This window comes from Roseateles puraquae (genome assembly GCF_002205845.1).
GTDB classification, from domain to species: Bacteria; Pseudomonadota; Gammaproteobacteria; order Burkholderiales; family Burkholderiaceae_C; genus Pelomonas; species Pelomonas puraquae.
Genome location: NZ_NISI01000001.1, coordinates 1050995 through 1075559, shown reverse-complemented (window position 1 = coordinate 1075559; position 24565 = coordinate 1050995). Strand labels below are relative to the sequence as shown.

Sequence of the window (24565 nt, the reverse complement as noted above, 5' to 3'; positions counted from 1 at the left end):
CCTCGCGATGGGATTCCTGAACTTTTTCCTCGGCGAGAAGAAGAGCTCCGCCAGCGTCGCCAAGGAGCGCCTGCAGCTCATCCTCGCCCACGAGCGCAACGGCCGCAGCAGCAGCCCCGACTACCTGCCGCAGCTGCAGCGGGAGCTGGTGGCGGTGATCAGCAAATACGTGTCGATCAACCCCGACGACATCAAGGTCCACATGGAGCGCCAGGGCGACCTCGAGGTGCTCGAAGTGAAGATCGAATTGCCGGAAGCGAAGTAAGCGCGCCGGATTTCGGGCCGAGCGCCGGGCCGCCCCAAGCCGGCCCGCCTGGGCGATGTGCGAGCGGCTGAATGCCGCGCGCATCGCCGTCCCCTCGGGGGACCGGCTGGGTTTGCCCGCGTTCAGCGCGGCAAGACCGGACGAGGGGCTGGCTACTCGTGGGTGAATTGACTCGCGTTCTTGCCCTTGTACTGGGCGTAGTAGCGCTTGATCTCGGCCATGTCGGCGTCGACATCGCCGGTGGGCATGAACAGCGGCCCGAGGCCCACGAGCTTGCGCGGGTAGTCCATGTAGGCCATGACGATGGGCAGCTTCGCTGTGACGGCGATCCAGTAGAAGCCCGTCTTCCAGTAGATGGTCTTGCTGCGCGTGCCCTCGGGCGGCACGATGAGCTGTACCGGGCCGTCGGCGGCGTTCAGCGCGTCCGCCGAGGCGGCCACCAGGTTGTTGCTCTTGCTGCGATCCACCGGGATGCCGCCCAGAAAGCGCATCAGCCCGCCGAACGGGAACTTGAAGATCGAGGCCTTGCCCATCCAGTAGGGCGTGAGCCGCAGGGCGAAGGCGGCGAACAGGGTGTAGGGCAGGTCCCAGTTGCTGGTATGGGGCGCGGCGATGAACACGCTCTTGCGGGCCTGCTCGGGCAGGGCGCCCTGCACGGTCCAGCCCGCCAGGCGCAGCCAGGCCAGGGAGAAACCGCGCAGCAAACTGCTGACGACGGGTGTCGTGAAGATGGTGCGATGCATGCGGCGATTGTCCCGTGCTGGTGCACTGCCAAAAACTGAGGCAGCGCAAGAAAAATGCTGATCTGCCAAGGACTTGCGACTTCCGCCCGCAGGCTGTTCACGGGGTTGTCCACAGCAGCTGTGGATGGCGGGCACGCGGCTGGTGCACGGGATCCTGCCGTTCATCGCATCCGCGCTTGTGAACTCGATGCGGCATCGCGATGCTGTGAACCTTCAAGTTCTGGAGCCTGTTCATGCGTCTGACCCCCGCGGCCTGTGCCGCCGTCCTGATCGCCTTCGGCGCACCCGCCCACGCGGGTGAGCCGGCGACCCCCGCGGCGATGGCTCGTTATGCCGAGCAGCTGCTCGATGCCCAGAAGCTCGCCGTCGATGGCCCCGGCGTGACAGTGCTCGTGGCCCGCGGCGACCAGCTGCTCTACAAGGGCGCGCGCGGCCTGGCCAGCGTGGAGCTGGGCGTGGCGATGCAGCCCGACCAGTTGATGCGCATCGGCTCGGTCACCAAGCAGATCGCGGCTGCCGCACTGCTCAAGCAGATCGACCAGGGCAAGGCGGCGCTGGACGACCCGCTGTCGCGGTTCCTGCCCGACTACCCGAACGGCGCCCAGATCACGCTGGCCCAGTTGCTCAACCACACCTCGGGTGTGAAGAGCTACACCGGCATCGCCGGCTACATGGGCAATCCGGTGCGCAGCGACCTGAGCACGGCGGAGCTCGTGAAGGTCTTCAAGGACCTGCCGCCCGACTTCGCACCCGGGGCGAAGTGGGCCTACAACAACTCCGGTTACGTGCTCGTGGGGGCGGTGGTCGAGGCCATCTCCGGCAAGTCGTGGCACGAGAGCATCGATGGGTTGCTGCTGCAGCCGGCCCGCATCAGCAGCATTCACTATCCCGCCGGTGACCGCCTGCTCAAGGGCATGGCGCAGGGCTACACCGTGGCCGAGGGCGGGCGCGTGGTGCCGGCCGGCTTGATCAGCATGACCCAGCCCCACGCCGCCGGTGCGCTGGTGGCCAACACCGAAGGCCTGTGGCGCTGGAACCAGGCCCTGCATGGGGGCCGCCTGCTCAGCCCCGCGCTCTACGCCCGCATGACGACGCCTGAAGGTGCCGCCCAGGCGCAGCGTTATGGCTATGGCATCGGCGTGGGGTCGCTGCGTGGCCAGCCGCTGTTCTCGCATGGCGGCGGCATTCACGGCTTCGTCTCGATGCTGACCTACCTTCCGCAGACGCAGACCACGGTCGTCATCCTGCGCAACAGCGACGGTCCGGGCCTGCCGATGGATGCCGTGGCCCGCAAGCTCGCGGCTTTCGCCATCGGCGAGCCCTTCACCGACCCCCAGCCCGTGGCTGTGCCGCCGGAGCAGCTCAAGGCCGCCGAAGGCGTGTACGCCCGCGACGGCCAGCCGCCGCGCACCCTGCGCGTCAAGGACGGCCGCCTGCACAGCCAGCGCGGCGGCGGCAGCAGCATCGCCCTGGTGCCGCAGGGCGAGGGGCGTTACGCCTTTCCGGACGGCCTGAGCTGGTTGCAGGTCGAGCGCGGCAGCGACGGCCGCCCTGTGGCGCTGCAGGTCTACAGCAACGGCGAGGCCGAGCCCGAGCGCTGGGTGCGCCGCGGCGACCTGCCTGCCGAGCTGAGCTTCATCACGCTGAGCCCGGCCCAGATGCAAGCCCTGGTGGGGGACTACAGCGCACCGGAGTTCTCCATCCGCGTGTTCGTCGACGAGCAGGGGCGGCTGAAGGCGCAGGCGCCGGGTCAGCCGGCCTTCGAGCTCAAGGCCAGCACGCCGCGGCGCATGCATGTGCCGCAGGTGGATGCGCAGCTCGATTTCAGCGGCGACGACGGCCCCGCGGCCACGGCCACGCTGCTGCAGGGGCCGGCCAAGATCGTCATGGCCCGCAGGTGATCGTCAGGTCGCTGCGCGGCTCGGCCACGCAGGGCAGGATGAAGCCCTCGGCCTTCTCTTCGAGCGACAGGCCGGGCCAGGCGATCCGGTGCTCGATGCGGCCGGCGGCGAGGTGGGAGATGCAGGTCCGGCAGGTGCCATTGCGGCACGACCAAGGCAGGGCGATGCCGGCCGCCAGCGCGGACAGCAGCACCGTCTCGTCAGCCGGGGCTTCGAAGTGCTCGCCGCCGGGCAGCAGCGTGACACGGTAGGTCTCGGGCATGCAGCCATGATGCCGCAGGCCTGTGCATCGGCGGGGCAACGACAATCACGCCCCCTGCCCACGTTCCCTGCCACTGCTTCATGCTTGCCGCCCGCTACCTTGCCGGCTACCCCCTCGAACTCATCGCCCAGGCCGAACAGCTGCGCCTGGACGGACGCCTGGCCGACCACCTCGCGCGCCGGCTACCCGAGCGCCACGAGGTGCGCAGCGACGCGGCGCTGTTCGACTATGTGCAGGCGTTCAAGGCGCGCCACCTGCGCAATGCGGGCCCGCTGAACTACGTCGGCTTCGATGCCAAGCTGCGCGTGCTGCAGCAGGCCCTGGGCACCCACACCCGGCGCACCCAGGTCCAAGGTGCGCGGCTGAAGACGCGGCGCGAGATCCGCGTGGCCACGCTGTTCCGGGAGGCGCCCGCCGCGCTGCTGCGCATGATCGTCGTGCATGAACTGGCCCACCTGCGCGAGCTCGATCACAACAAGGCCTTCTACCAGCTCTGCCAGCACATGGAGCCTGAGTACTTCCAGCTGGAGTTCGATCTGCGGCTGTACCTGATGAACCTTGAACACCCGGCCAGCGATGCTGTTGAGCAGGGGGCCGCATGATCCTGCTGGCCCCGATGGAAGGATTGCTCGATCACATCCTGCGGGATGTGCTCACGCGTGTGGGCGGCGTGGACCGCTGCGTCAGCGAATTCATCCGCGTGACCGACCAACTGCTGCCCAAGCGGGTGTTCACCCGCATCGTGCCCGAGCTGCTGCACGGCGGTCGCACGGCGGCGGGCGTGCCCGTGCACCCGCAACTGCTGGGCTCGGATGTGAACTGCCTGGCCGAGAACGCCGCACGGCTGGCGGAGCTGCAGCCCGAAGGCATCGACCTCAACTTCGGCTGCCCCGCCAAGTGCGTCAACCGCCATCGCGGCGGCGCGGTGCTGCTGGACGAACCCGAGCTGATCCACGACATCGTCGCGGCCGTGCGGCGCGCGGTGCCTGCCGGCATCATGGTGTCGGCCAAGATGCGCCTGGGCTACATGGACGACAGCCGCACGCTGGACGTGGCCCGCGCCATTCATGCCGCGGGTGCCAGCGAGATCGTCGTGCATGCCCGCACCAAGGCCGATGGCTACAAGCCGCCGGCCTACTGGGAGCGCATTGCCGCGGTGCGTGAGGCGGTGCCTGTCACGCTGATCGCCAACGGCGAGATCTGGACGGTGGAACATGCCGCCCTGGCCCGCGAGCGCAGCGGCTGCGAGCACCTGATGCTGGGCCGTGGCATGGTGGCCGACCCGGGGCTGGCGTTGCGGGTGGCCGGGCTGCGCGCCGAGCCGCTGCCCTGGGCGCAGCTGCTGCCGCTGATGGCCGCCTTCTTTGGCCAGGTGCGTGCGACCGTGGCCCCGCGCCACCAGGGCGGGAGGCTCAAGCAGTGGCTGCACTATCTGCGGCGTGCCTACCCCGAAGCCGAGGCGGCCTATGCCGAGCTGCGTACCGTCAACGCGGCCGACGAGCTGGCACGGCGCCTCTTCGGCACGGCGGCCTGAGCCGCTGCGGCCGTCAGAACGATTCCCAGGCCATCTCGGGTTCCGTGCCCTTGGCGCTGCTGGCCGGCGCGGGCGCCTTGGCTGGCTTGGGCGCTGCTGCCGGAGCCTTGGCGCGAGTGGGCGCCGTGGCGGCCGCGCGCAGGGGGCGTGCCGCCGAGGTGTCCACCCGGAAGACCGCCACGGCCTTGGCCAGGGCCTCGGCCTGGTGGGCCAGGCTGCTGGCCGCCGCGGCGCTTTCTTCCACCAGCGCGGCGTTCTGCTGGGTGACCTGGTCCATCTGCGTGACGGCGATGTTGACCTGCTCGATGCCGCGGCTCTGCTCCGCCGAGGTGCTGGCGATCTCGCCGATCAGGTCGTTGACCTTGCGCACCTGCTCAACGATGGACTGCATCGCCTCGCCGGCGTCGGCGACCTGGCGGCTGCCGGTTTCCACGCGCTCGACGCTGGCGCCGATCAGGGTCTTGATCTCCTTGGCCGCCTCGGCACTGCGCTGTGCCAGGGTGCGCACCTCGCTGGCCACGACCGCAAAGCCGCGGCCCTGCTCGCCTGCCCGGGCGGCTTCGACTGCGGCATTCAGCGCCAGGATGTTGGTCTGGAAGGCGATGCCGTCGATGACGCCGATGATGTCGACGATCTTGCGGCTGCTGGTGCTGATCTCGTCCATGGTGCCCACCACCTCCCCGCCGCGGCCCGCCGCGTCGCTGGCCTCGGCCGCCAGGCTGCTGGCGGCGCGCGCGGTGTCGGCGCTCTGGCGCACGGTGGCGGTCAGCTCCTCCATGGAGCTGGCGGTTTCCTGCAGGCTGGAGGCCTGTTGTTCGGTGCGGCTGGAGAGGTCCTGGTTGCCGGCGGCAATCTGGCTGGAGGCCGTGGTCACCGAGTCGACGCCCGAGCGCACCTCGGTCACCACGCGGCGCAGTGCGGCCACGGTGTCGGCGAGCGCGCGTTGCAGTTCGCCCAGTTCGTCCCGGCGGTCGGTGGTCACGTTGACGGTCAGGTCGCCGCCGGCCACGGTATTCAGGTCGCTGACCACGACGGCCATCGGCCGCGTGATGGAGCGGGTCACGACGATGCCCGCCAGCACGGCCATCGCCAGGCCCAGCAGCGTGCCGCCGAGGGACATGGCGGTCACGCGGCTGATGGTGCCGAAGGCCTCCTCGCCGGACTGGTCCATCAGCTGCTCCTGGAAGTCCGTCAGGTGATTCAGTTCCTTCATGTAGGCCAGTTGCAGCGGGCGCAGCTTGTCCAGCAGCAAGGTCTTGGCGGCGTCCATGTCACCGCCCTTGACCAGCTTCAGGAACTCCGTCTGGCTGGCGACGAAGGCGGCGCGTTCCGTCTGCAGCTTGTCGAAGCGTTTGCGGCCTTCGGTCGTGTTGAGGCGCTTCTCCAGATCTTCGTAATGCTTGACGATGCGATTACGCGCTTCACTGATGTTCTGCACCTCGACCTGGCGCTTGTCCTCGCTGTCCAGCAGCAGCACGTTGCGCATAGCGCGTGCCTGCAGGTTCACGTCGTCGCCAATGTCGTTGACGAGCTTGACCTTGACGTAGCGGTCCTTCAGCACATCCTCCATGTTGTTGTGCACGGCCCGCAGGCCCAGCCAGCCATTCAGGGCCATGGCGATCATCAGCAGGGCAACCAAAGCAAAAGCGGCGCCGAGGCGGGTGCCGATGCGCAGGTTCTTCATCGCGTTCATGCGGTCTCCAAAGGTGGCAAGCGGTCGCAGCGTAGGCCGCTGGCTTCACATTCAGCAATACGCGGCAGGTGCGGTCACGAGGGCGGGCGTGACAACTTCCCCTAAATGAGGGAGTTGATGCGCATAAATGACACGCCGTGCAAGGCACGGTCGAGTTGAGGGGCGGCGTCCGCCGCTGGACTGCGACCTTAGAAGGACTCCCAAGCCAGCTCACCGGCAGCCGGCGCGTGTGCCGAGGTGCGGGGCGAGCGACGGGGTACGGCCAGCGTTGGATGCGCCACGGCCTCGCGTGCCGCCGTTGCCGCGGTGGACGCCGTATCGGAAGCAGCGAGGGGCCTCCCCGGGGCAGCAGGGCCTTCAAGCCGGAAGGCCGCGGCCACGGCAGCCAGGGCCTCGGCTTGCTGCGCCAGGCTGCTGGCCGCCGCCGCACTTTCCTCCACCAGCGCGGCGTTCTGCTGGGTCGCCTGGTCCATCTGCGTGACGGCGATGTTGACCTGTTCGATACCGCGGCTCTGTTCGCTCGCGGTGCTGGCCATTTCGCCGATGAGGCCATGCACCTTGCGCACCTGCTCGACGATGTCGCGCATGGCCTGGCCTGCCTCGGCCACCTGGCGGCTGCCGGCTTCCACCCGGTCGGCGCTGGTGCCGATCAAGGTCTTGATCTCCTTGGCGGCTTCGGCGCTGCGCCGCGCCAGCATGCGTACTTCGCTGGCGACCACCGCAAAACCGCGCCCCTGCTCACCGGCACGTGCGGCTTCGACGGCCGCATTGAGCGCCAGGATGTTGGTCTGGAACGCGATGCCGTCGATGACGCCGATGATGTCGCTGATCCGCCGGCTGCTGGCCGTGATCTCATCCATGGTGCCCACCACCTGGCTCACCACCGCGCCGCCGTGCTCGGCGGCAGCGCTGGCGTTCGCGGCGAGGTTGCTGGCGGCGCGGGCCGTGTCGGCGCTCTGGCGCACGGTGGCGGTCAGCTGTTCCATCGAGCTGGCGGTTTCTTGCAGGCTGGAGGCTTGCTGTTCGGTGCGGCTGGACAGGTCCTGGTTGCCGGCCGCAATCTGGCTGGAGGCGGTCGTCACCGAGTCCACGCCCGAACGCACCTCACCCACGACGCGACGCAGCGCGGCCACGGTGTCCGACAAGGCGCGCTGCAACTGGCCCACTTCGTCGCCTCGGTCGACCACGACCTGTACCGTCAGATCGCCGCGGGCCACGGTGTGCAGGTCGGTCACCATCGCCGCCACAGGCCGCGTGACGGAGCGGGTCACCAGCAGGCCGGCCGCCAGCGCGATGGCCAGGCCCAGCACCGTCGTGGTCGTGGAGAGCGTGTGGCCCCGGTCCACCGTCGCCAGGGTGGCTTCGCCGGCCTGCTCCATCAGCTGCTCCTGGAACTCGGTCATCTCGTCCAGCCGCTTCATGTAGGCCAGCTGGCGCGGACGCAGCGTCTCGAGCAGGACATGGCGGGCCGCGGCGATGTCGCCGGCCTCGACTTGCTTCAGGAAGTCGTTCTGCGCAGCGAGGTAGGTGTGACGCTCGTCCTGCAGGTGTTTGAACAGAGCCTGCCCTTGCGCGGTGTGCAGGCGGGCTTCCAGTTCCTGGTAGCTCTTGGCGAGCCGTTCGCGAGAAGCCATCAGCGCCTGCACTTCCTGCTCCCGCTGGGCGGGTGATTCCATGATCACGAGATTGCGCACGACCCGGGCTTGCAGGTTCACATCGTTGCCGATGCTGGCCACGAGCTTGACCTTGACGTAAAGGTCGTGCACCACGGAGTCCATGTCACCGCGCACGCCGGACAGGCTGCGCCCGGCCAGCAGGGCCAGGCCCACCATCAGGAGCGTGATCAGTCCGAACGCGGCCCCGAGCCGGGTGCCGATGCGCAGGTTCTTCAGTGCAGCCATGGAATTCTCCGAACGTGTTGTTGGTCCGTGCGCTCATCCGCACGACAGGCTTTGCCTGTGCCGCCTTTGTCCAGTTCAAATGATATCTTTGATAAAAACACCTGAGTGATTCGCTGGGGTGCGACCCCGCCGATTCGCGTGGAAAATGTCGCAGCGAACGCCGTTGATGGCGCTGCTGGCACGCGGCCTTTACGGCACCCTTCCGGGCACGTGGTGCTGTCAAATTGATAAATGCGATCAGCCCGCATCAGGCGCGCAAAGAAAAAGCCGCCCGGGCGGCAAGCGCCGGGGCGGCTCGGGCGAGGCGGGCTGGGCAGTCAGCCGGGCTGCTTGGTGATGCGCAGGTAGGGCTTGGGGGCCTTCCAGCCTTGCGGGAAGAGGGTTTTGGCGTCTTCATCGCTGACCGAGCCGGCAATGATCACGTCCTCACCTGGCTGCCAGTTGGCGGGCGTGGCGACCTTGTGCCGGGCGGTGAGTTGCAGGCTGTCGAGCACCCGCAGGATCTCGTCGAAGTTGCGGCCGGTGGTCATCGGGTAGGTCAGGATCAGCTTGATGCGCTTGTCCGGCCCGACGATGAAGACCGACCGCACGGTGGCATTCGTGGCGGCGGTGCGGCCTTCGGAGGTGCCGTCCACATCGGCCGGCAGCATGTTGTAGAGCTTGGCCACGTGCAGGTCGTGGTCGCCGATCATCGGATAGCGGGGCAGGTAGCCCTGGGTCTCCTCGATGTCCTTGGCCCAGCGGTGGTGGTTGTCGACCGGGTCCACCGACAGGCCGATGAGCTTGGCACCGCGGCGGGTGAACTCCGGCTCGATCTTGGCCATGTAGCCGAGCTCGGTCGTGCAGACCGGCGTGAAGTCCTTGGGGTGGGAGAAGAGGATGGCCCATTGGTCGCCGATCCAGTCGTGGAAGCGAATCTCGCCTTGGGTCGTCTGGGCGGTGAAGTCGGGGGCAATGTCGTTGATGCGCAGGGACATGGCAGCTCCATGAAGGTGTGGCCGGGGGGAGGGCCATGATAGGAAGAGCGCTTGTGCGGTGCCCGCATGAGCTTGCTCCCAAAGTGACTATCGCCCGCGCGGCTCAGCGTGCCTTGCCGAAGGACGCGCGGTAGTCGCGCGGTGACAGGCCCAGCCGGGCCTGGAAGTGATGTCGCAGCGCCTGCACGCTGCCGAATCCCGCTTCGGCCGCCACCCGCTCCACGGGCAGAGCGCTGGCTTCGAGCAGGCGTCGCGCCTCGGCGAGGCGTTCGGCAACCAGCCATTCGCCCGGCGGCTGCGCCGTGGCCTCGGTGAAGCGGCGCAGGAAGGTGCGCGGGCTCATCGCGGCAGCGGCGGCCATGCGCTCGACGGTCCAGTTCGCGCGCAGGTCCGCCCGCACACGCTCCAGCAGGTGGGCGAGCCGATGATCGCGGTCGGCGGGCACCGGGCGTTCGATGAACTGGGCCTGGCCGCCGCTGCGGTGCGCGGGCATCACCAGCCGGCGCGCCACGCTGTTGGCCGCCTCGACGCCGAAGTCGCCGCGCACGAGGTGCAGCATGAGATCGATGCCCGCGGCGCTGCCCGCGGAGGTCAGTACGCGGTCTTCCTCGACGTAGAGCACCTGGGCGTCCACGTCGATGGCCGGATGGCGCGCTTTCAGCCGCTCGGCATAGCGCCAATGCGTCGCGGCGCGGCGGCCGTCCAGCAGCCCGGTGGCGGCGAGCACGAAAGCGCCCGAGCAGATCGACGCAAGCCGTGCGCCGCGTGCCCAGGCCGCGCGCAGCCGCTCGGCCAGCGCCTCCGGCACCGGCACGTCGGCGCCTTTCCAGCCCGCCATGACGATGAGGTCGGCCTCCTCCAGCAGCTCGGGCCCGCCGTCGCTGGTGACCTGCAGCCCGCCGTGAGCCCGCAGCTCACCGGGCTCGATGGCGGCACTGCGAAAACGGTACCAGCCCGGCCCCATCTCGGGCCGCGCGAGGCCGAAGATCTCGGCGGCGATTGCGAACTCGAAGGTGCACAGGCCGTCGTAGACCGGGGCGACCACCAGCGGCCCGGTGAGGGCGCTCGGCGCGCCGGGCGCTCTTGCTGGCGGTGCGCTTGGCGTGATCTTGTTGATAAGAGTCATGCGCGCCAATTGTGCCGCCGGCGTGCGGGCGCGACGATGAGCGCACTTGTCACCGGAGCCCTTCATGCCCTCTCACGTCACCGCCATTCCCGCCGCGTCGCCCGCTGAGGCTCAGGCCCATTTCGCCGCCGAGTTCCGGTTCGAGACCGACTGCTGGGATGTGCATGACGCCCTCAGCCGCGGCGAGGCCGATTTCGTGCTGCTGGACGTGCGCTCGGCCGAACTGTTCGCGCGCGGCCATGTGCCCGGCGCGGTGCATTTGCCGCACGGCAAGCTCGTCGAGAGCAAGCTGGCGGCCTGGCCGGCCGAGACGCTCTTCGTCACGTATTGCGCCGGGCCGCATTGCAACGGCGCGGCGCGGGGCGCCTTGCGGCTGGCCGCCCTGGGCCGGCCGGTCAAGATCATGGCCGGCGGCATCACGGGATGGCTGGACGAAGGCTTCGCGCTGGCGCAGGGGTGAGCGGGCAGGCAGCTAGCATGCGGTGATGAAGATCACCTCCTTGCTGCTGGCTGCGGCCGCCTGCGTCACGAGCGCGGCGATGGCCCAGCCCCCTTCGCTCAGTCTCGAACGCATCGTCGCCGACCCGCCCTTGGCCGGTCGCTTGCCGCGCCAGGCCGAGATCTCGCCCGGTGGGCGCTGGGTCAGCTTCCTGCGCCCCTCACAGGCCGACAGCGAAGTGCTGGAGCTCTGGGCCCAGCCGAGCGCTGGCGGCGAGCCGCGCAAACTCGTCGCTGCGGCTGACCTGCTGGCCGGCGCCGAGCAGAAGCTCAGCGAGGCCGAGAAGATGGCCCTGGAGCGCCAGCGCATCAGCCAGCGCGGCATCACCGGCTACCAGTGGTGCGGGCAGGACGACAGCGCGCTGCTGTTTCCGCTGTCCGGCGATCTCTACCTTGTGCGCCTCACGGGCGACGGTCCGCGCGCCCAGCGCCTGACCCAGAGCCCCGATGCGCCCAAGCAAGACCCGCGCTGCACGCCCGACGGCCAGCGCCTGGCCTTCGTGCAGGGGGGCAACCTGATGCTGCTGCCGTTGTCCGGCGCGGCAACGCCCCAGCCGCTGACGAGCGACGGCAGCGACACGGTGACCTGGGGCCTCGCGGATTTCATCGCCGCCGAGGAACTGGCTCGCCAGCGCGGTTTCTGGTGGTCGCGCAACGGTCAGGCGCTGCTGGCCCTGCGGGTGGACGAATCCGGCGTGGCGCTCAAGACCCGCGCGCAGATCTTTGCCGACCGCACCGCCATGACCGAGCAGCGCTACCCCGCAGCAGGCGCGGCGAACGCCAAGGTCACGGCCTTTGTGATCGACGCCGCCACCGGGCAGCGCCGTGAGCTCGCCTTGCCCGCGGGCGCGGAGTACATCGCCCGCGCCGGCTGGTTTGCCGACGGCACGCCGTGGCTGCAGTGGTTCAACCGCCCGCAGACCCGCCTCACACTGACCGAGTTCAAGGCCGGTGCAGACGGCGCCTGGCAGCCGCATGACATCACGGTGGAAACCGACCCTGCCTGGGTCGAGGTGCACGACGACCTCATCGAGACGCCGCGCGGGCTGCTCTGGTCCAGCGAGGCCTCGGGCCGGCGTCAGTTGCTGCTGCTGGACCGCACGAGCGGTCGCCGCACGCCGCTGACCCAGCAGGCCGAGGCCGTGGCGCATGCCGTCTGCGTGGGCGAGCGCGGCGTGGTGTTTGCCGGCTTCGGCGACCTGGGCAAGCGCCAGGAGCTCTACTTGCAGCCGCTGGCCGGCGGCCCGGCGCAGCCGCTGCCCGGCGCGGCGGAGCGCCAGTGGCGAGATGCCAAGGCCGACAACGCCTGCGCCCGTTTGCTCGTGACCCGTTCGGCCTGGGGCCAGCCGCCCGCGCTGTCGCTGCAGACGCTCGGTCAAACCGGTGCCATCGCGCTGGCGGGCGACGCGCCATCGCCCGACCTCGCGGCCTATGCCAACCAACCCCAGCCGCTGGCGCTGATGGCAGCCGACGGCCGCACGCCGCTGAATGCCTTCTACTTTGCCGCGCGCGCCGCGGCCGGCGTGCGCCACCCGGTCATCGTGATGGCTTACGGCGGCCCGGGCGCGTCCACGGTGAACTGGGCCTGGGGCCGCGACATGGCACTCATCGCCTACTGGCAGCAGCGCGGCTTCGGTGTGCTGACGCTGGACACCCGCGGCATGGCCCACCGGGACCGCGACTTCACGCGCGCTCACCAGGCTGCGTTCGGCAAGACCGAGGTGGCTGACCTGTTCACCGCGGTGCGCCAGTTGCCGCGGCTGGTGCCGTCGGTGGACCCGGCGCGCATCGGCTTCTTTGGCTGGAGCTATGGTGGCTTCCTGGGCGCCCGCGCCATGCTCGACGCCGACACGCCTTTTGCCGCCGCCGTGGCCGTGGCGCCGGTGACCGACTGGACGCTCTACGACACCGCCTACACCGAGCGCTACCTCGGCCTGCCGGGTACCGACGGCAAAGCGCCCAATTACGCCAGCGCCCACCTGCCGTCACGCGCGGCCTTGCTGTCCAAGCCGCTGCTGCTGGTGCACGGCACGGCGGACGACAACGTGCTGTTTGAGCACACGCTGCGCCTGGTGGAGGCCCTGCAGAACGCTGGGAAGACCTTCGACCTGCAGATCTACCCCGGCAAGGCCCATGGCATCGCCGGCCGGGCCGCGCGCTTGCACCTCTACCGGACGATGGACGCCTTCTTCGAGCGCCATCTGAAAACCGGACATTGACTGCCCCCGAGAGTGCGGGGGGCGGGTGTCACCCTGGCCGGTGACGCCCGTGCGAGACGGGGCGCCGGCCCCTGGCTAGCATGCGGCGCATCACCAGGAGGTTGTCATGTCCCGATTTGCCCGCACCCTCGCCATGGCCGCTGCCGCCCTCGCCGGCGCGGCGTCAGCCGACACGCTGACCTTCAACGGTACGGCAGACGATTTCCTCAAGATCTTCGTCTCGACCGACCTGAGCAACCCGGGCGCGGTGGTCTTCGACAAGACCTCGGGCTGGGGCAGCGTCGGCACCGCCACGATCGACCTGCAGCCGGGCCAGAGCGTCTATCTGCTCATCGACGCCAACAATGCCAACGGCGGGCCGGCCATGCTGCTGGCCAACTTGAGCCTCAGCGGTGAGACGCTTCGCTTTGCCAACGGGCTGACCACACTGACCACGGACACGACCCATTGGCAGGTGTCGGAAACCAGTTTCGCCGGCACGCTGTCGGCGCCGGTGTCCATGGGCCAGAACCTGCCCGGCCTGCAGATCTGGGGTGCGTTCGCGCCCGTGTCGTCGGACGCCACAGCGATCTGGGCGTACAACGCCGATTGGTCCAACGGCCGTGTCGGGCATGCCTACTTCGTGACCCAGATCAGCGCCGTGCCCGAGCCCGCCACCGCGTTGCTGTGGCTGGGCGGTGCGGCCATGCTGACGGCGCTGCGTCGCCGCACGCGCTGACGGCGCGCTGCCGCATGGCCCGCTGGCCTACGGCCCGCCGGTAAAGTCCGGCGCATGACGCTGGTCTATTCCACTGATTTCGGCCGTGCCTGCACAGGCTGCGGCCAGCCGGTCGCGCAATGCGCCTGCAAGGCTGCGACTCGCGCCCAGGGTGACGGCATCGTGCGCGTGAGCCGCGAGACAGCCGGGCGCAAGGGCAAGGGCGTGACCGTGGTGCGCGGTCTGCCGCTGGACGACGCGGCCCTGACAGCACTGGGCAAGCAGCTCAAGGCCAGCTGCGGCAGCGGCGGTACGGTCAAGGACGGCGTCATCGAGATCCAGGGCGACCACCTGGACAAGGTGCTGGCCTGGCTGAAGGCGCGCCCCGAGGGCTGGACGATCAAGCGCGCGGGTGGCTGAGGCCATCGGCCACAGCCCCAGGTTCAGGGCGGCAGGCCCTGGCGAGCCCGCTCGCGGGCCAGGAAGTTCGCCTGCGCCTGGTCGCGCTCGCGCTGCACCCGCGCCTCGCGGGTCTCCCAGTCGCCGCAGCTGAAGTAGGAGCCCCCGAAGAGCCAGCCTGTCAGGCTGGAGCCGTCCACGGCCCGGGCCTCGCCCGCGGTGCAGACCATGGCTGCCTTGGAGCTGCTCTGCTCGGCCAGCGCCTCCTGCACGATCATCGAGCGCGACATCAACACGGTCAGCGGCATCGCAATCGCGAGCAGCACGCCGCCGATCACCACGCCCTTGGCCCAGCGCGGCAGGCCCTCGGGTGCGGCGGGCGCGGTCGGCCGGGCCCGCGGCGTGGGCGCCTGGGGGCGCTGCAAGGGCAGGGTGGCGGTGAAGCTCGTGGAACCGGTGGCCGTCTGGCCCGGGCGCCGGGTGCTGCCGCTTCCTCCGGCGCCGCTGAGCAGCCGGGGTTGGGCGGGGCGGGCGGTCGAGGAGGGGGGCGGGGGCGGGACGGTCGGCATGGGCGAAACAACAGCAGTCGGCATGCTAGGCAAGCGTCCGTCGCCAGATGTGAGCAATTGCAAGCCCGCTGGCCTCGCAGGGGGAATCTGCGCAGGAATTCACACCCTGGACAATGCGGCATGACCCAAGCTCCCGCCTCCGCCCCCGAACTCGCCTTCTCCCGCCTGCCGCTGAGCCCGGCGATGCTCGCCAACCTCGAGCAGCTCGGCTATCTCCAGATGACGCCCATCCAGGCCGCGAGCCTGCCGCTGGCGCTGGGCGGGCAGGACGTCATCGGCGAGGCCCGCACCGGCTCGGGCAAGACGGCGGCCTTCGCGCTGGCGCTGCTGCACCGGCTGGATGCCAACCAGGCTCGCGTGCAGGCGCTGGTGCTGTGCCCGACACGCGAGCTGGCCGATCAGGTGACCCAGGAGATCCGCCGCCTGGCCCGTGCGGCCGACAACATCAAGGTGCTCAGCCTGTGCGGCGGCAGCCCGATGCGGCCGCAGATGGAGAGCCTGTCGTTCGGCGCGCACATCGCCGTGGGCACGCCGGGGCGGCTGCTGGACCACCTGGAGCGTGGCAGCCTCGACTTGTCGGCGCTGAACACGCTGGTGCTGGACGAGGCCGACCGCATGCTCGACATGGGGTTCGTGGAAGACATCCGCCAGATCGCCCGACGTGCGCCGGCGGCACGCCAGACCCTGCTGTTCTCGGCCACTTTCCCTGAGGGCGTGACCGAGATCGCGGCGAAGTTCATGCGCGCACCGCAGACGGTGAAGGTGGCCGGCGCCACGAGTGCGGCAGCCTCCAGCATCCGCCAGATCGCGTTCGAGGTGACCGAGCTGGAGCGGCTCGACGCCGTGCCGCGGCTGCTGCGCGCCTTCCGCCCCGAATCCACCATCGCCTTCTGCAACACCAAGCAGCAATGCCGTGACCTGCAGGCGGTGCTGGCCGCGCAGGGCATCGTGGCCCTGGCCCTGCATGGCGACCTGGAGCAGCGCGACCGCGACCAGGTGCTGATCCAGTTTGCCAACCGCAGCGCCTCGGTGCTGGTGGCGACCGACGTGGCCGCGCGGGGCCTGGACATCGCCAACCTGGCCTGCGTGATCAACGTGGACATCAGTGCCGACGTCGAGCAACACGTGCACCGCATCGGCCGCACCGGCCGGGCCGGCGCCGAGGGCCTGGCCTTGAGCCTGGCGAGCCTGGACGAAATGGGGCGCGTGGGCCGCATCGAGCAACTGCAGGGCGCCCCGTTCACCTGGCAGCCCCTCGCCGGCCTGCAGGACGCGCCTGGCGGGCCGTTGCTGCCGGCCATGGACACCCTGCAGATCCTCGGCGGGCGCAAGGAGAAGATCCGCCCGGGCGACATCCTCGGCGCCTTGACCGGCGAGGCCGGGTTCACCGCGGCCCAGGTGGGCAAGATCAACGTGACCGACTTCCACAGCTACGTGGCCGTGCAGCGCAGCATTGCCCAGGAGGCGGTGCGCCGCCTGTCGCTGGGCAAGCTCAAGGGGCGCAAGGTGAAGGTGCGCCGGCTGGCCGATCTGGTGGAGGCCGGCGATAACACGGGCCGTTAGACCACCGCGCCCGTTTCCGGTGAAGTCTTACCCTGGCGGCGCCCGGGTCGGCGCACTACATTGAGCTGCGCCTTCGCGCCTGCTACGTGCTTGCCTGATGCTCCATCGCCGCCACCTCGTCCAGGCCGGGGCCGCCCTGCTCGCAGGTGCGGCCTCGCCGGTCCATGCGCAGGAGCTCATCATCACGCTGCGCGCGCCGGACAGCGAGACGGACCTTCGCAACGCCTACATCCGCGATGCCGTGCAGCTGGCGCTGGACAAGACCCGCGCGACCGACGGCGGCTACCGCCTGCGGGTTTCGCCGCCGATGAACAAGCGGCGCGCCCTGCTGGAGGCCGCGCAGCAGTCGGTGCCCAATTTCCTCGTTGCGACCGGCCCGGACGCCGGCCGTGCCGCAGGCCTGGTGCCGGTGCTCTTTCCCATCCACCTCGGTGTGAACCGCTTCCGGGTGTGCTTCGTGAACGCCGAGCGCCGCGCCCTGGTGCGCGAGGCCACGACGCTGAGTGCAGTGGCCCGCTTGCGGCATGTGCAGGGACGCGGCTGGGCCGATGCGGACATCTTGCGGGCTAACGGCTTCACGGTGTCGGAGATCGCCACCTACGAAGCCCTGTTCCAGATGATCGCCCTGGGCCGCGCCGACATGTTCTGCCGCAGCGTGCTGGAGGTGGGCGAGGAGGTCCGTGCCCACGCCGGGCTGAAAGGCCTGGCGCTGGACGACAGCCTGCTGCTGGCCTACGACCTGCCGCAGTACCTCTACACGCATCCCGGCAACGAGGCGGTCATCGACCGCGTGGGCCGCGGCTTGCGCATGGCGTTCGCGGATGGATCGCTGCAGGCGCTGCTGCGCCAGCATCTGCAGACCTCGCTCGCGCTGCTGAACCTGCCCCAGCGCCGGCTGATGACACTGAGCGTGCCCACGCCCGCGGTGGTCGAGATGAACGACAGGCCCTTTCACATCGACCTGCTGCGCCGGCCGTGACATCTTGGCGGCCACCCCGCCCAAGCCCGGGGGACGCTGCCTGCGGCGCGAACTTTTCCCGGGTGATGGCCGCTGGCGGCGCCTACTGTGGTGGCACGAAGAGGTGCCCCATGAACTCACGCTCCGCCACCCCGGCCTGCGACGACTACGAACTGCGGTTCGAATCCCTGTTCCATGCCGGGCGCGCGCTGGCCTTTCCGTGTGATGCGCACGGCGGCGTGCGGCTGGACGCGCTCAGCGAGCGAGCGCGGCAGAACTACCTCTTCGCGCGCGCCGTGGTGGGCCGGGACTATGCCAGCCCGGTCGTGCTGCGCAGTACTTCCGCCCGCGTCTGAGGCCGGCGTTGCGCGCTTGTCACATGTCAAGCACGGGGCGTTCGGGCCGTGCTCGAATCCTTGCATGCAAAGAACGACCGGAGACTGCGGTGAGGCTGCGTCATCGGCCCCATTGGCCTCATTGGCCTCATCGTCCCCGCGCCCGCCTTCACCGTGGCGGCGCCGGCTGTGCGGCGCCGGGTTCTTCGCCTGCCTGCCCCTGAAGGCCCTTGCTGCCGAAACACCACTGCGCATCGAGACCATCCAGTCCGAGCCTTTCGGTCGCCTGGGGCCGCAGGGGCCGAGCGGGCTGATGTATGACATCGGCATGCTCATCGTCCAGCGCGCGGGCCTGGCGGCCGAGAACCATGTGGTGCCCTATGCCCGCACGGTGCTGAGCTTGCAGAACGGCACCGCCGACATGGTGCTGCGCTTCACCAATGACGAGCTCCGGCAGGTTGCCCACCAGGTGGCGCCGGTACTGCAGTTGCCCACGGTCGTGGTGAGCCGGCGCGAGGCGCCTGTGCAGCGGCTGGAGGAGCTGTCTCACCGCACGCTGTCGGTCGCGCGCAGCTTCCCGGTGCCCGAGCGCCTGTCGCAATTGCCTGGGCTGCAATTGCAGGCGGTGAACAACAACGAGCACGCCATCCAGATGCTCATGGGGCGGCGGGTGGACGCCGCCTACGGCAGCAATCTCGGCCTGTTCGGCGCGGCGCGCGGGCTGGGCCTGCGCATGCAGGCCTTGGCGCCGCCGGTGGTGGTCGAGCGGCAGACCTTCTGGCTGCATCTGTCACGTAGCCGGGCGACGCCCGCGCTGATCGAGCGGCTGAGCCAGGCCGTCGAGGCCCTGCAGCGCGAAGGCGCCATCCATCGCCTCTACGAGCGTGCGCTGGAGGCCTTCGGCGACGACCGCATGCCGGCCTGAGGCGGCATGGGTCGCGAGGCGCCGCCTACTTGGCGAAGCTGTCCTTCAGGCCCGTGATCTTGTTGAACACCGGCTTGTCGGCGCGGTGGTCGATGCGGTCCGTCACGAAGTAGCCATGACGCTCGAACTGCCAGCGCGCGTCGGCCGGCGCATGGGCGAGCGACGGCTCCACAAAGGCCTGCACCACGCGCAGCGAGTTCGGGTTCAGGAACTCGATGAAGTCCCGCCCACCCGCATCCGGCTGCGGTTCGGCAAACAGGCGTTCGTACAGCCGCACCTCGGCCGCCACGGCCTCGTGCACGCCCACCCAGCCGATGACGCCCTTGACCTTGACGCTGTCGGCGCCTGGCGTGCCGCTCTTGGTGTCGGGCACCACGGTGGCGAGCACCGCCGTCACCTCGCCGTTGGCGTCCTTCTCGGCGCCGGTGCATTCGATGACATAACCCGCCTTCAAGCGCACCTTGTTGCCGGGGAAGAGGCGGAAGTAGCCCTTCACCGGCACTTCCATGAAGTCCTCCGCTTCGATCCACAGCTCGGGGCCGAGTGAGAACTGGCGCAGGCCCAGCTCCGGCTTGTGCGGATGAGCAGCCACCTCGCAGGGCTCGCGGTGGCTCAGGCTGCCGAAGACCTCGGCGAAGTTCGTCAGCTTGAGCTTGAGCGGCTGCAGCACCGCGAAGGCGCGGGGGGCCTGCGGTTCGAGGTCGGCACGCAGGGCCTGGTCGAGCACGGTGTCGTCGATCCAGGCGTTCTGCTTGCTCGCGCCGGTGGCCTCCACCATGGCGCGCAGGCTGGCCGGCGTGAAGCCACGACGACGCAGGCCCACGAGGGTGGGCATGCGGGGGTCGTCCCAGCCGCTGACATGCTTCTCTTCCACCAGCTGGCGCAGCTTGCGCTTGCTGGTGACGACATAGTTCAGGTTCAGGCGGCCAAACTCGATCTGCTGCGGCAGCGGCCGGGCCAGCAGGCCGAGGTCGGCGAGGTGGTTGAGCAGCCAGTCGTAGAACGGGCGCTGGTCTTCGAACTCCAGCGTGCAGATGCTGTGGGTGATGCGTTCCAGCGCGTCTTCGATCGGGTGCGCGAAGGTGTACATCGGGTAGATGCACCACTTGTTGCCCGTGGCGTGATGCTCGGCATGCTTGATGCGGTAGAGCGTCGGGTCGCGCAGGTTGATGTTGGGCGAGGCCATGTCGATCTTGGCCCGCAGCACCATGGCGCCGTCGGCGTGCTTGCCATCGCGCATCTCGCGCAGGCGTGCCAAGTTCTCGGCCGGGCTGCGGTCGCGGAAGGGGCTGTTCACGCCCGGCTTGCCGAAGTCGCCGCGGTTCACGCGCATCTCTTCGGCCGACTGCTCGTCCACATAGGCCAGGCCCGCGTTCACAAGCGCTTCGGCCGCGGCGTACATGAAGTCGAAGTAACTGCTGGCCTCGTAGAGGTTGTCACCCCAGCTCCAGCCCAGCCATTGCACCATCTCCTTGATGGCGTTGACGTATTCCAGCTCCTCCTTCTCGGGGTTGGTGTCGTCGAAGCGCAGGTGGCAGGCGCCGCCGTAGTCGCGGGCCAGGCCAAAGTTCAGGCAGATGCTCTTGGCGTGGCCAATGTGCAGATAACCGTTCGGCTCGGGCGGGAAGCGGGTGCGGATGCGGGCCTCGTCCAGCGGTGCGGCAGCATGGTGGGCCGCATCGCCCGGCGTGCCGGCGAAGTGGCGGCCGGCGAAGGCGCCGGTCTCGAGGTCGTGCTCGATGCGCTGACGCAGGAAATTGGTGGCCGGCGCCGCGGCAGGGGAGTTGTGGCTCATCGGGGGCTGTTGGAAGCGGAGGACCGGGCGGGGGAGACCCGGCCCGGCAGGAGTGGCGCGATTTTACGGAGCCGGCGGGTGCCCCCGCAGCGGCAGCCGCACATGGGCCAGGCCGATGCTGATCCAGACCGCCACGCTGAAGTACAGCGTCATCCACACCACCTCGCTGTGCCAGTGCGCCCAATCGTGCGACACCTGCCAGCGGCTGCCGGCATCCGCCAGGCCGGCGGCAAGCGTCGGGTACAGGCGCCCGGCCGCCTGGTCGGCCTGCCAGCGGGCCCAGTACATCGGCACATCCACCGCGAACATGTAGGCGGCATAGAGGCTCCCGGCGACGATGGCCAGCGCCAGCCAGCGCCGCGCGCGGGCCGACACGTCGCGCCACAGCAGCGCCATGCCCAGCACGCTGATCACGGCCACGGTCCCCCAGAGAGACTCCTCCACCACGTGGCCGATGTTGCGCGTGGTCAGCACCGCGTACCAGGAGTTGACCTCGGCGATCACGATGAGCGGCAGCACCGCATGCGCCAGCCACAGCACCGGCCGGCGGTGGTGGGTGAGGGCGCAGGCGCGCAGCAGGAGCGCCCACTGCGCGGCAAAACTGAGCTCGGCCAGCGTGGCCACGGTACGCCCCACCAACACGCTGGACGCAAAGGAGTCGACCATGACCACCCGCGGCACGTCGAACACCGGCAGGAACGACCGGTAGCCGCAGCCCAGCACGTACAGCGCCGACAACAGCAGTTGCAGCCGCTGGTGGGGCCAGGTCGTGCCGTCAGGCCGGTTGCGGTGCAGGCACGCGGTGGAGACCGTCCACGCGACCAGGTTGGCGCCGGCGATCGCGCACAGCGCGTGCCACCACAGGGTTGCGTCCTCCATGCGAACCTCCCGAAAACCGTTGCTGGAAAGCGCTTGTACGGCGCTTGCGCCGCGGTTGTCCGTCAGCGGTGTCTGATTTCGCGGACCCGGGCCGGCGCTCGTCAGTGCTCGCGGCCGAGCTTGAATACGCCCACGACTTCGTTCATGCGCTGGGCCTGGCCGCGCAGGCTGTCGGCGGCGGCTGCCGCTTCCTCGACCAGCGCCGCGTTCTGCTGGGTGACGCGGTCCAGCTGTGCCACCGCCTCGCTGACCTGGCCGATGCCGGTGGTCTGCTCCTGAGTGGCGGAACCCATCTCACCGATGAGGTCGGCCACGCGCTTCACCTGGCTGACGATTTCGGTCATGGTGCTGCCGGCCTCGCCCACGAGGCGCGAGCCGGCTTCGACGTCATCCACGCTCTGGCCGATCAGGCCCTTGATCTCGCGGGCCGCCTGTGCGCTGCGCTGGGCCAGGGCCCGCACCTCGCCCGCCACGACCGCGAAGCCCCGGCCTTGTTCACCGGCACGGGCGGCTTCCACCGCAGCGTTGAGCGCGAGGATGTTGGTCTGGAAGGCGATGCCGTCGATGGTGCCGATGATGTCGGCGATCTTGCGCGAGCTGGCCGAGATGTCGCCCATCGTGCTGATGACCTTCTGCACCACCTCGCCACCCCGCACGGCGACCGTGCTGGCCGATTGCGCCAGCTGCGTGGCCGTCTGCGCCGTGTCGGCGTTCTGGCGCACGGTGGCATTCATCTGTTCCATCGAGGCGGCCGTTTCTTCCAGGTTGGCGGCCTGCTCTTCGGTGCGCTGCGACAGGTCGGCATTGCCGCTGGCAATCTCGCCCGCGCCGGTCAGGATGGAGTCGGCGCCGTGGCGCACCTGCTGCACGATCCGGACCAGGCCTTCGTTCATCTCGCCCAGGGCCGAGAGCAGGGCGGCGATCTCGTCGCGGCCTTCGGCGTTGATGGTCACGGTCAAGTCGCCGCCGGCCACCGCCTGCGCGAAGCCGACGGCGCGGCGCACGGGCTCGGTGATCGAGCGCGTGATCAGCAAGGCGAGCCCGCCGCCGAGCAGCAGCGCAGCGACGGTGAGCGCCACGGTGGTGCCCACGGCCATGGACCGGGTGCCTTCCGCGCGCTTGAACTCGGCGGCGGCTTCGTCGATCTGCAGCTTGACCAACTGGTCTGCCAGGTCGCGCGCCTTGGTGCCCAGGGGCAGGGTCTTTTCCTCGTAGATCTGCAGCGCCGTGCTCATGCCGCCGGTGGACAACGCCGTGCTGACGGGCAGCAGGCCTTCCTCGATGTAGGCCTTGCGGGCCGCGACGAAGCGCTGTGCCAGGTCACGCTCGGTATCGGTCAGCTTGCTGCTCAGGTACTCGTCCAGCACGGTCTGGCCGCGCTTGATGTTGCCCGAGAGTTCCTCGCTGCGCCGCTTGATCTCATCAAAGCCGGGCGAGCGCAACATCTCCACGATGATGAGGCGATTGCGGGTGGACAGGTTGTTCAGCTCCCCCAGCTGCGCCAAGGGCACGGTGCGGTCGCGGTAGACCGTCTCCAGCCCGGCGGCGACGCGGAAGATGCCGACGACCCCCACCGCGGCGACGATCACCATCAGCGCCAGCACTGCGGTGAATGCGATCCCTAGACGGCTACCAATGCGCAATTGCTTCAGAGCATTCATGCCTTGTCCCCCGTGTGTTGCCCTGTCGAGCGGGCTCACGGAGTCTGCATGAACGGCGGGGGCGCGTCGACGGTTTAGCGGCGTCGGCTGTTGCTTCCACCCAGAATGCTGCCCAATACGCCACGAATGATTTCGCGGCCGACGGCCGAGCCGATGCTGCGCACGGCCGATTTGGCCGCTGTCTCGGCCAGGCCCGGGTGGCGGCCGCCCCGCGGTCCGGTGGTGCCGAAGAGCACGTCCTTCAGGCCGTCCATGAGCCCGCCGCCACTCTCCGCAGGGGCCGGCGCCGGCGCGCTGCCGCCTTTGAAGACCTGACCTGCCTCTGCAGCCATGCCGCCACCCGCCGGAGCCGGCGCCTTGGCGGTCCCGGCCGCCTGGCCGGTGAGTTTTTCGTAGGCGGATTCACGGTCGAGCTGCTTCTCATAGACGCCCGCGACCAGGGAATTGGCGATCAGCTGCTGGCGCTGTGCCGGGGTGATCGGGCCGATCTGGCTGCCCGGCGGCAGCACGAAAACCCGCTCGGTGACGCTCGGCCGGCCCTTTTCGTCGAGCAGGCTGACCAGCGCCTCGCCCACGGCCAGTTCGGTGATGGCCGTGGCGATGTCCAGCCCCGGTTTGGCGCGCATCGTCTCGGCAGCGCTCTTGACGGCCTTCTGGTCGCGTGGCGTGAAGGCGCGCAGCGCGTGCTGCACCCGGTTGCCCAGCTGGCCGAGCACGGCGTCGGGAATGTCCAGCGGGTTCTGGGTCACGAAATAGACGCCTACGCCCTTGGAGCGCACCAGGCGCACGACCAACTCGATCCGCTCGACCAATGCGTCAGGCGCGTCCTTGAAGAGCAGGTGGGCCTCGTCGAAGAAGAAAACCAGCTTGGGCTTGTCGAGGTCGCCCACCTCGGGCAGGGTCTCGAACAGCTCCGACAGCATCCACAGCAGGAAGGTGGCGTACAGGCGCGGCGCGTTCATCAGCTTGTCGGCCGCAAGCACGTTGATGACGCCCAGCCCAGCTTCCGTTTGCATGAAGTCGGCGATGTTGAGCATGGGCTCGCCGAAGAATTTGTCGCCGCCCTGGGCTTCAATCTGCAGCAGGCCGCGCTGGATGGCGCCCACGCTGGCCGCCGAGACGTTGCCGTACTGCGTGGTGAACTGACTCGCGTTGTCGCCCACATACTGGAGCATGGCGCGCAGGTCCTTCAAGTCCAGCACCAGCAGGCCGTTGTCGTCGGCGATCTTGAACACCATCTGCAGCACGCCGGCCTGGGTCTCGTTGAGCGCCAGCATGCGTGACAGCAGCAGCGGCCCCATGTCGGACACCGTGGCCCGCACCGGGTGGCCCTGCTCGCCGAAGACATCCCACAAGGTGGTCGGGCAGGCAACCTTCTCGGGCGCGTCCAGGCCGCGGTCTTTCAGCGTGGCGAGGAGCTTGTCGCTGGGGTTGCCGGATTGGCTGATGCCGGTCAGGTCGCCCTTCACGTCGGCCATGAAGACCGGCACGCCGATCTTCGAGAAGCTCTCGGCCAGCTTCTGCAGGCTGATGGTCTTGCCGGTGCCAGTGGCGCCGGTAATGAGACCATGGCGATTGGCCAGCGCGGGGAGCAGGAAGCACTCGGTCTGGGCATGTCGGGCAAGCAGGATGGGGTCGGTGGTCATGGCAGTGCGAGGGCGTCCT

Annotated in this window: 23 protein-coding genes; 12 read left to right on the top strand and 11 right to left on the bottom strand. The window is 69.4% G+C overall.

Going from position 1 to position 24565, the window contains the following annotated elements; all coding sequences use genetic code 11:
• Positions 1–7 precede the first annotated feature (7 nt).
• Positions 8–265 (top strand): cell division topological specificity factor MinE, encoded by a 258-nt coding sequence (gene minE / locus CDO81_RS04910; RefSeq protein ID WP_088481992.1) that lies wholly within the window; start codon positions 8–10, stop codon positions 263–265.
• 152 nt (positions 266–417) lie between these two features.
• Here the strand turns inward: minE and CDO81_RS04905 are convergent, their stop codons facing one another.
• Positions 418–1008, bottom strand: coding sequence for a lysophospholipid acyltransferase family protein (locus CDO81_RS04905; protein ID WP_088481991.1), 591 nt, complete (start codon positions 1006–1008; stop codon positions 418–420).
• A gap of 233 nt (positions 1009–1241) precedes the next feature.
• On the opposite strand from CDO81_RS04905, the gene CDO81_RS04900 reads away from it, so the two are divergent.
• Complete coding sequence (locus CDO81_RS04900; protein WP_088481990.1) at positions 1242–2909, top strand: serine hydrolase domain-containing protein; 1668 nt, start codon at positions 1242–1244, stop codon at positions 2907–2909.
• Here the strand turns inward: CDO81_RS04900 and CDO81_RS04895 are convergent.
• Positions 2893–3171, bottom strand: a complete 279-nt coding sequence (locus CDO81_RS04895) for a 2Fe-2S iron-sulfur cluster-binding protein (protein ID WP_088481989.1) — start codon at positions 3169–3171, stop codon at positions 2893–2895. The genes CDO81_RS04900 and CDO81_RS04895 overlap by 17 nt on opposite strands.
• A gap of 80 nt (positions 3172–3251) precedes the next feature.
• Here CDO81_RS04895 and CDO81_RS04890 point away from each other — a divergent pair, with 80 nt between their 5' ends.
• On the top strand, positions 3252–3773 hold the full coding sequence (locus CDO81_RS04890) for a M48 family metallopeptidase (RefSeq protein ID WP_088481988.1): 522 nt from the start codon (positions 3252–3254) through the stop codon (positions 3771–3773).
• Complete coding sequence (locus CDO81_RS04885) at positions 3770–4705, top strand: tRNA dihydrouridine synthase (RefSeq protein ID WP_088481987.1); 936 nt, start codon at positions 3770–3772, stop codon at positions 4703–4705. The genes CDO81_RS04890 and CDO81_RS04885 overlap by 4 nt, the downstream gene beginning before the upstream one ends.
• Positions 4706–4718: 13 nt before the next feature.
• On the opposite strand, the gene CDO81_RS29090 is transcribed toward CDO81_RS04885, so the two are convergent.
• From CDO81_RS29090 to ftrA, 4 genes are all read right to left on the bottom strand, one after another.
• Positions 4719–6398 carry a methyl-accepting chemotaxis protein gene (locus tag CDO81_RS29090; RefSeq protein ID WP_088481986.1) on the bottom strand — a complete coding sequence of 560 codons (1680 nt, stop codon included), beginning with the start codon at positions 6396–6398 and terminating at the stop codon, positions 4719–4721.
• A gap of 188 nt (positions 6399–6586) precedes the next feature.
• Positions 6587–8299 (bottom strand): methyl-accepting chemotaxis protein, encoded by a 1713-nt coding sequence (locus CDO81_RS29085; protein ID WP_088481985.1) that lies wholly within the window; start codon positions 8297–8299, stop codon positions 6587–6589.
• 317 nt (positions 8300–8616) lie between these two features.
• On the bottom strand, positions 8617–9276 hold the full coding sequence (locus CDO81_RS04870) for a peroxiredoxin (RefSeq protein ID WP_088481984.1): 660 nt from the start codon (positions 9274–9276) through the stop codon (positions 8617–8619).
• Between the two features lie 103 nt (positions 9277–9379).
• Positions 9380–10402, bottom strand: a complete 1023-nt coding sequence (ftrA, locus tag CDO81_RS04865) for a transcriptional regulator FtrA (RefSeq protein ID WP_088481983.1) — start codon at positions 10400–10402, stop codon at positions 9380–9382.
• Positions 10403–10466: 64 nt separating this feature from the next.
• Here ftrA and CDO81_RS04860 point away from each other — a divergent pair, with 64 nt between their 5' ends.
• The 4 genes from CDO81_RS04860 to CDO81_RS04845 all read left to right on the top strand — a co-directional run bounded on the left by CDO81_RS04860 (position 10467) and on the right by CDO81_RS04845 (position 14236).
• Positions 10467–10862 (top strand): rhodanese-like domain-containing protein, encoded by a 396-nt coding sequence (locus CDO81_RS04860; protein ID WP_088481982.1) that lies wholly within the window; start codon positions 10467–10469, stop codon positions 10860–10862.
• A gap of 25 nt (positions 10863–10887) precedes the next feature.
• Complete coding sequence (locus tag CDO81_RS04855) at positions 10888–13119, top strand: S9 family peptidase (protein ID WP_088481981.1); 2232 nt, start codon at positions 10888–10890, stop codon at positions 13117–13119.
• Positions 13120–13225: 106 nt separating this feature from the next.
• Entirely contained in the window at positions 13226–13837 is a 612-nt protein-coding gene (locus tag CDO81_RS04850) for a PEP-CTERM sorting domain-containing protein (protein WP_088481980.1), read from the top strand.
• Positions 13838–13891: 54 nt separating this feature from the next.
• Positions 13892–14236 carry a translation initiation factor Sui1 gene (locus tag CDO81_RS04845; RefSeq protein WP_088481979.1) on the top strand — a complete coding sequence of 115 codons (345 nt, stop codon included), beginning with the start codon at positions 13892–13894 and terminating at the stop codon, positions 14234–14236.
• A 23-nt stretch (positions 14237–14259) separates the two neighbouring features.
• Here CDO81_RS04845 and CDO81_RS04840 read toward each other — a convergent pair whose 3' ends face one another.
• Entirely contained in the window at positions 14260–14784 is a 525-nt protein-coding gene (locus CDO81_RS04840; RefSeq protein ID WP_088481978.1) for a hypothetical protein, read from the bottom strand.
• A 120-nt stretch (positions 14785–14904) separates the two neighbouring features.
• Between CDO81_RS04840 and dbpA the strand changes: the two genes are divergently transcribed.
• The 4 genes from dbpA (at position 14905) to CDO81_RS04820 (ending at position 18565) form a co-directional block, all read left to right on the top strand.
• The gene (dbpA, locus tag CDO81_RS04835) at positions 14905–16347 is read left to right on the top strand and encodes an ATP-dependent RNA helicase DbpA (RefSeq protein ID WP_088481977.1); all 1443 of its coding nucleotides are present in this window, start codon (positions 14905–14907) and stop codon (positions 16345–16347) included.
• A 97-nt stretch (positions 16348–16444) separates the two neighbouring features.
• Positions 16445–17326, top strand: coding sequence for a hypothetical protein (locus CDO81_RS04830; protein WP_088481976.1), 882 nt, complete (start codon positions 16445–16447; stop codon positions 17324–17326).
• A 110-nt stretch (positions 17327–17436) separates the two neighbouring features.
• Positions 17437–17661, top strand: a complete 225-nt coding sequence (locus CDO81_RS04825; protein WP_088481975.1) for a hypothetical protein — start codon at positions 17437–17439, stop codon at positions 17659–17661.
• A gap of 121 nt (positions 17662–17782) precedes the next feature.
• Positions 17783–18565 carry a substrate-binding periplasmic protein gene (locus CDO81_RS04820; protein WP_158218164.1) on the top strand — a complete coding sequence of 261 codons (783 nt, stop codon included), beginning with the start codon at positions 17783–17785 and terminating at the stop codon, positions 18563–18565.
• Between the two features lie 25 nt (positions 18566–18590).
• Here the strand turns inward: CDO81_RS04820 and CDO81_RS04815 are convergent, their stop codons facing one another.
• The 4 genes from CDO81_RS04815 to CDO81_RS04800 all read right to left on the bottom strand — a co-directional run bounded on the left by CDO81_RS04815 (position 18591) and on the right by CDO81_RS04800 (position 24546).
• Entirely contained in the window at positions 18591–20360 is a 1770-nt protein-coding gene (locus tag CDO81_RS04815; protein ID WP_088481973.1) for a glutamine--tRNA ligase/YqeY domain fusion protein, read from the bottom strand.
• Positions 20361–20423: 63 nt separating this feature from the next.
• Positions 20424–21239: a hypothetical protein gene (locus tag CDO81_RS04810; RefSeq protein ID WP_088481972.1), complete on the bottom strand. Its 816-nt coding sequence runs from the start codon at positions 21237–21239 to the stop codon at positions 20424–20426.
• 101 nt (positions 21240–21340) lie between these two features.
• Complete coding sequence (locus tag CDO81_RS29080) at positions 21341–22900, bottom strand: methyl-accepting chemotaxis protein (RefSeq protein ID WP_088481971.1); 1560 nt, start codon at positions 22898–22900, stop codon at positions 21341–21343.
• A 74-nt stretch (positions 22901–22974) separates the two neighbouring features.
• On the bottom strand, positions 22975–24546 hold the full coding sequence (locus tag CDO81_RS04800) for a helicase HerA-like C-terminal domain-containing protein (protein ID WP_088481970.1): 1572 nt from the start codon (positions 24544–24546) through the stop codon (positions 22975–22977).
• Positions 24547–24565: the final 19 nt, after the last annotated feature.

What these genes read in the sequence shown, in the direction of transcription:
- CDO81_RS04895 (WP_088481989.1), bottom strand. Translation starts at nt 3,171, where the DNA reads ATGCCCGAGACCTACCGTGTCACGCTGCTGCCCGGCGGCGAGCACTTC.
- ftrA (WP_088481983.1), bottom strand. Translation starts at nt 10,402, where the DNA reads ATGACTCTTATCAACAAGATCACGCCAAGCGCACCGCCAGCAAGAGCG.
- CDO81_RS04845 (WP_088481979.1), top strand. Translation starts at nt 13,892, where the DNA reads ATGACGCTGGTCTATTCCACTGATTTCGGCCGTGCCTGCACAGGCTGC.
- CDO81_RS04855 (WP_088481981.1), top strand. Translation starts at nt 10,888, where the DNA reads ATGAAGATCACCTCCTTGCTGCTGGCTGCGGCCGCCTGCGTCACGAGC.
- CDO81_RS04830 (WP_088481976.1), top strand. Translation starts at nt 16,445, where the DNA reads ATGCTCCATCGCCGCCACCTCGTCCAGGCCGGGGCCGCCCTGCTCGCA.
- CDO81_RS04890 (WP_088481988.1), top strand. Translation starts at nt 3,252, where the DNA reads ATGCTTGCCGCCCGCTACCTTGCCGGCTACCCCCTCGAACTCATCGCC.
- CDO81_RS29090 (WP_088481986.1), bottom strand. Translation starts at nt 6,398, where the DNA reads ATGAACGCGATGAAGAACCTGCGCATCGGCACCCGCCTCGGCGCCGCT.
- CDO81_RS04860 (WP_088481982.1), top strand. Translation starts at nt 10,467, where the DNA reads ATGCCCTCTCACGTCACCGCCATTCCCGCCGCGTCGCCCGCTGAGGCT.
- CDO81_RS04870 (WP_088481984.1), bottom strand. Translation starts at nt 9,276, where the DNA reads ATGTCCCTGCGCATCAACGACATTGCCCCCGACTTCACCGCCCAGACG.
- CDO81_RS29080 (WP_088481971.1), bottom strand. Translation starts at nt 22,900, where the DNA reads ATGAATGCTCTGAAGCAATTGCGCATTGGTAGCCGTCTAGGGATCGCA.
- CDO81_RS04815 (WP_088481973.1), bottom strand. Translation starts at nt 20,360, where the DNA reads ATGAGCCACAACTCCCCTGCCGCGGCGCCGGCCACCAATTTCCTGCGT.
- CDO81_RS04885 (WP_088481987.1), top strand. Translation starts at nt 3,770, where the DNA reads ATGATCCTGCTGGCCCCGATGGAAGGATTGCTCGATCACATCCTGCGG.
- CDO81_RS04840 (WP_088481978.1), bottom strand. Translation starts at nt 14,784, where the DNA reads ATGCCGACCGTCCCGCCCCCGCCCCCCTCCTCGACCGCCCGCCCCGCC.
- minE (WP_088481992.1), top strand. Translation starts at nt 8, where the DNA reads ATGGGATTCCTGAACTTTTTCCTCGGCGAGAAGAAGAGCTCCGCCAGC.
- dbpA (WP_088481977.1), top strand. Translation starts at nt 14,905, where the DNA reads ATGACCCAAGCTCCCGCCTCCGCCCCCGAACTCGCCTTCTCCCGCCTG.
- CDO81_RS29085 (WP_088481985.1), bottom strand. Translation starts at nt 8,299, where the DNA reads ATGGCTGCACTGAAGAACCTGCGCATCGGCACCCGGCTCGGGGCCGCG.
- CDO81_RS04900 (WP_088481990.1), top strand. Translation starts at nt 1,242, where the DNA reads ATGCGTCTGACCCCCGCGGCCTGTGCCGCCGTCCTGATCGCCTTCGGC.
- CDO81_RS04825 (WP_088481975.1), top strand. Translation starts at nt 17,437, where the DNA reads ATGAACTCACGCTCCGCCACCCCGGCCTGCGACGACTACGAACTGCGG.
- CDO81_RS04850 (WP_088481980.1), top strand. Translation starts at nt 13,226, where the DNA reads ATGTCCCGATTTGCCCGCACCCTCGCCATGGCCGCTGCCGCCCTCGCC.
- CDO81_RS04800 (WP_088481970.1), bottom strand. Translation starts at nt 24,546, where the DNA reads ATGACCACCGACCCCATCCTGCTTGCCCGACATGCCCAGACCGAGTGC.
- CDO81_RS04905 (WP_088481991.1), bottom strand. Translation starts at nt 1,008, where the DNA reads ATGCATCGCACCATCTTCACGACACCCGTCGTCAGCAGTTTGCTGCGC.
- CDO81_RS04810 (WP_088481972.1), bottom strand. Translation starts at nt 21,239, where the DNA reads ATGGAGGACGCAACCCTGTGGTGGCACGCGCTGTGCGCGATCGCCGGC.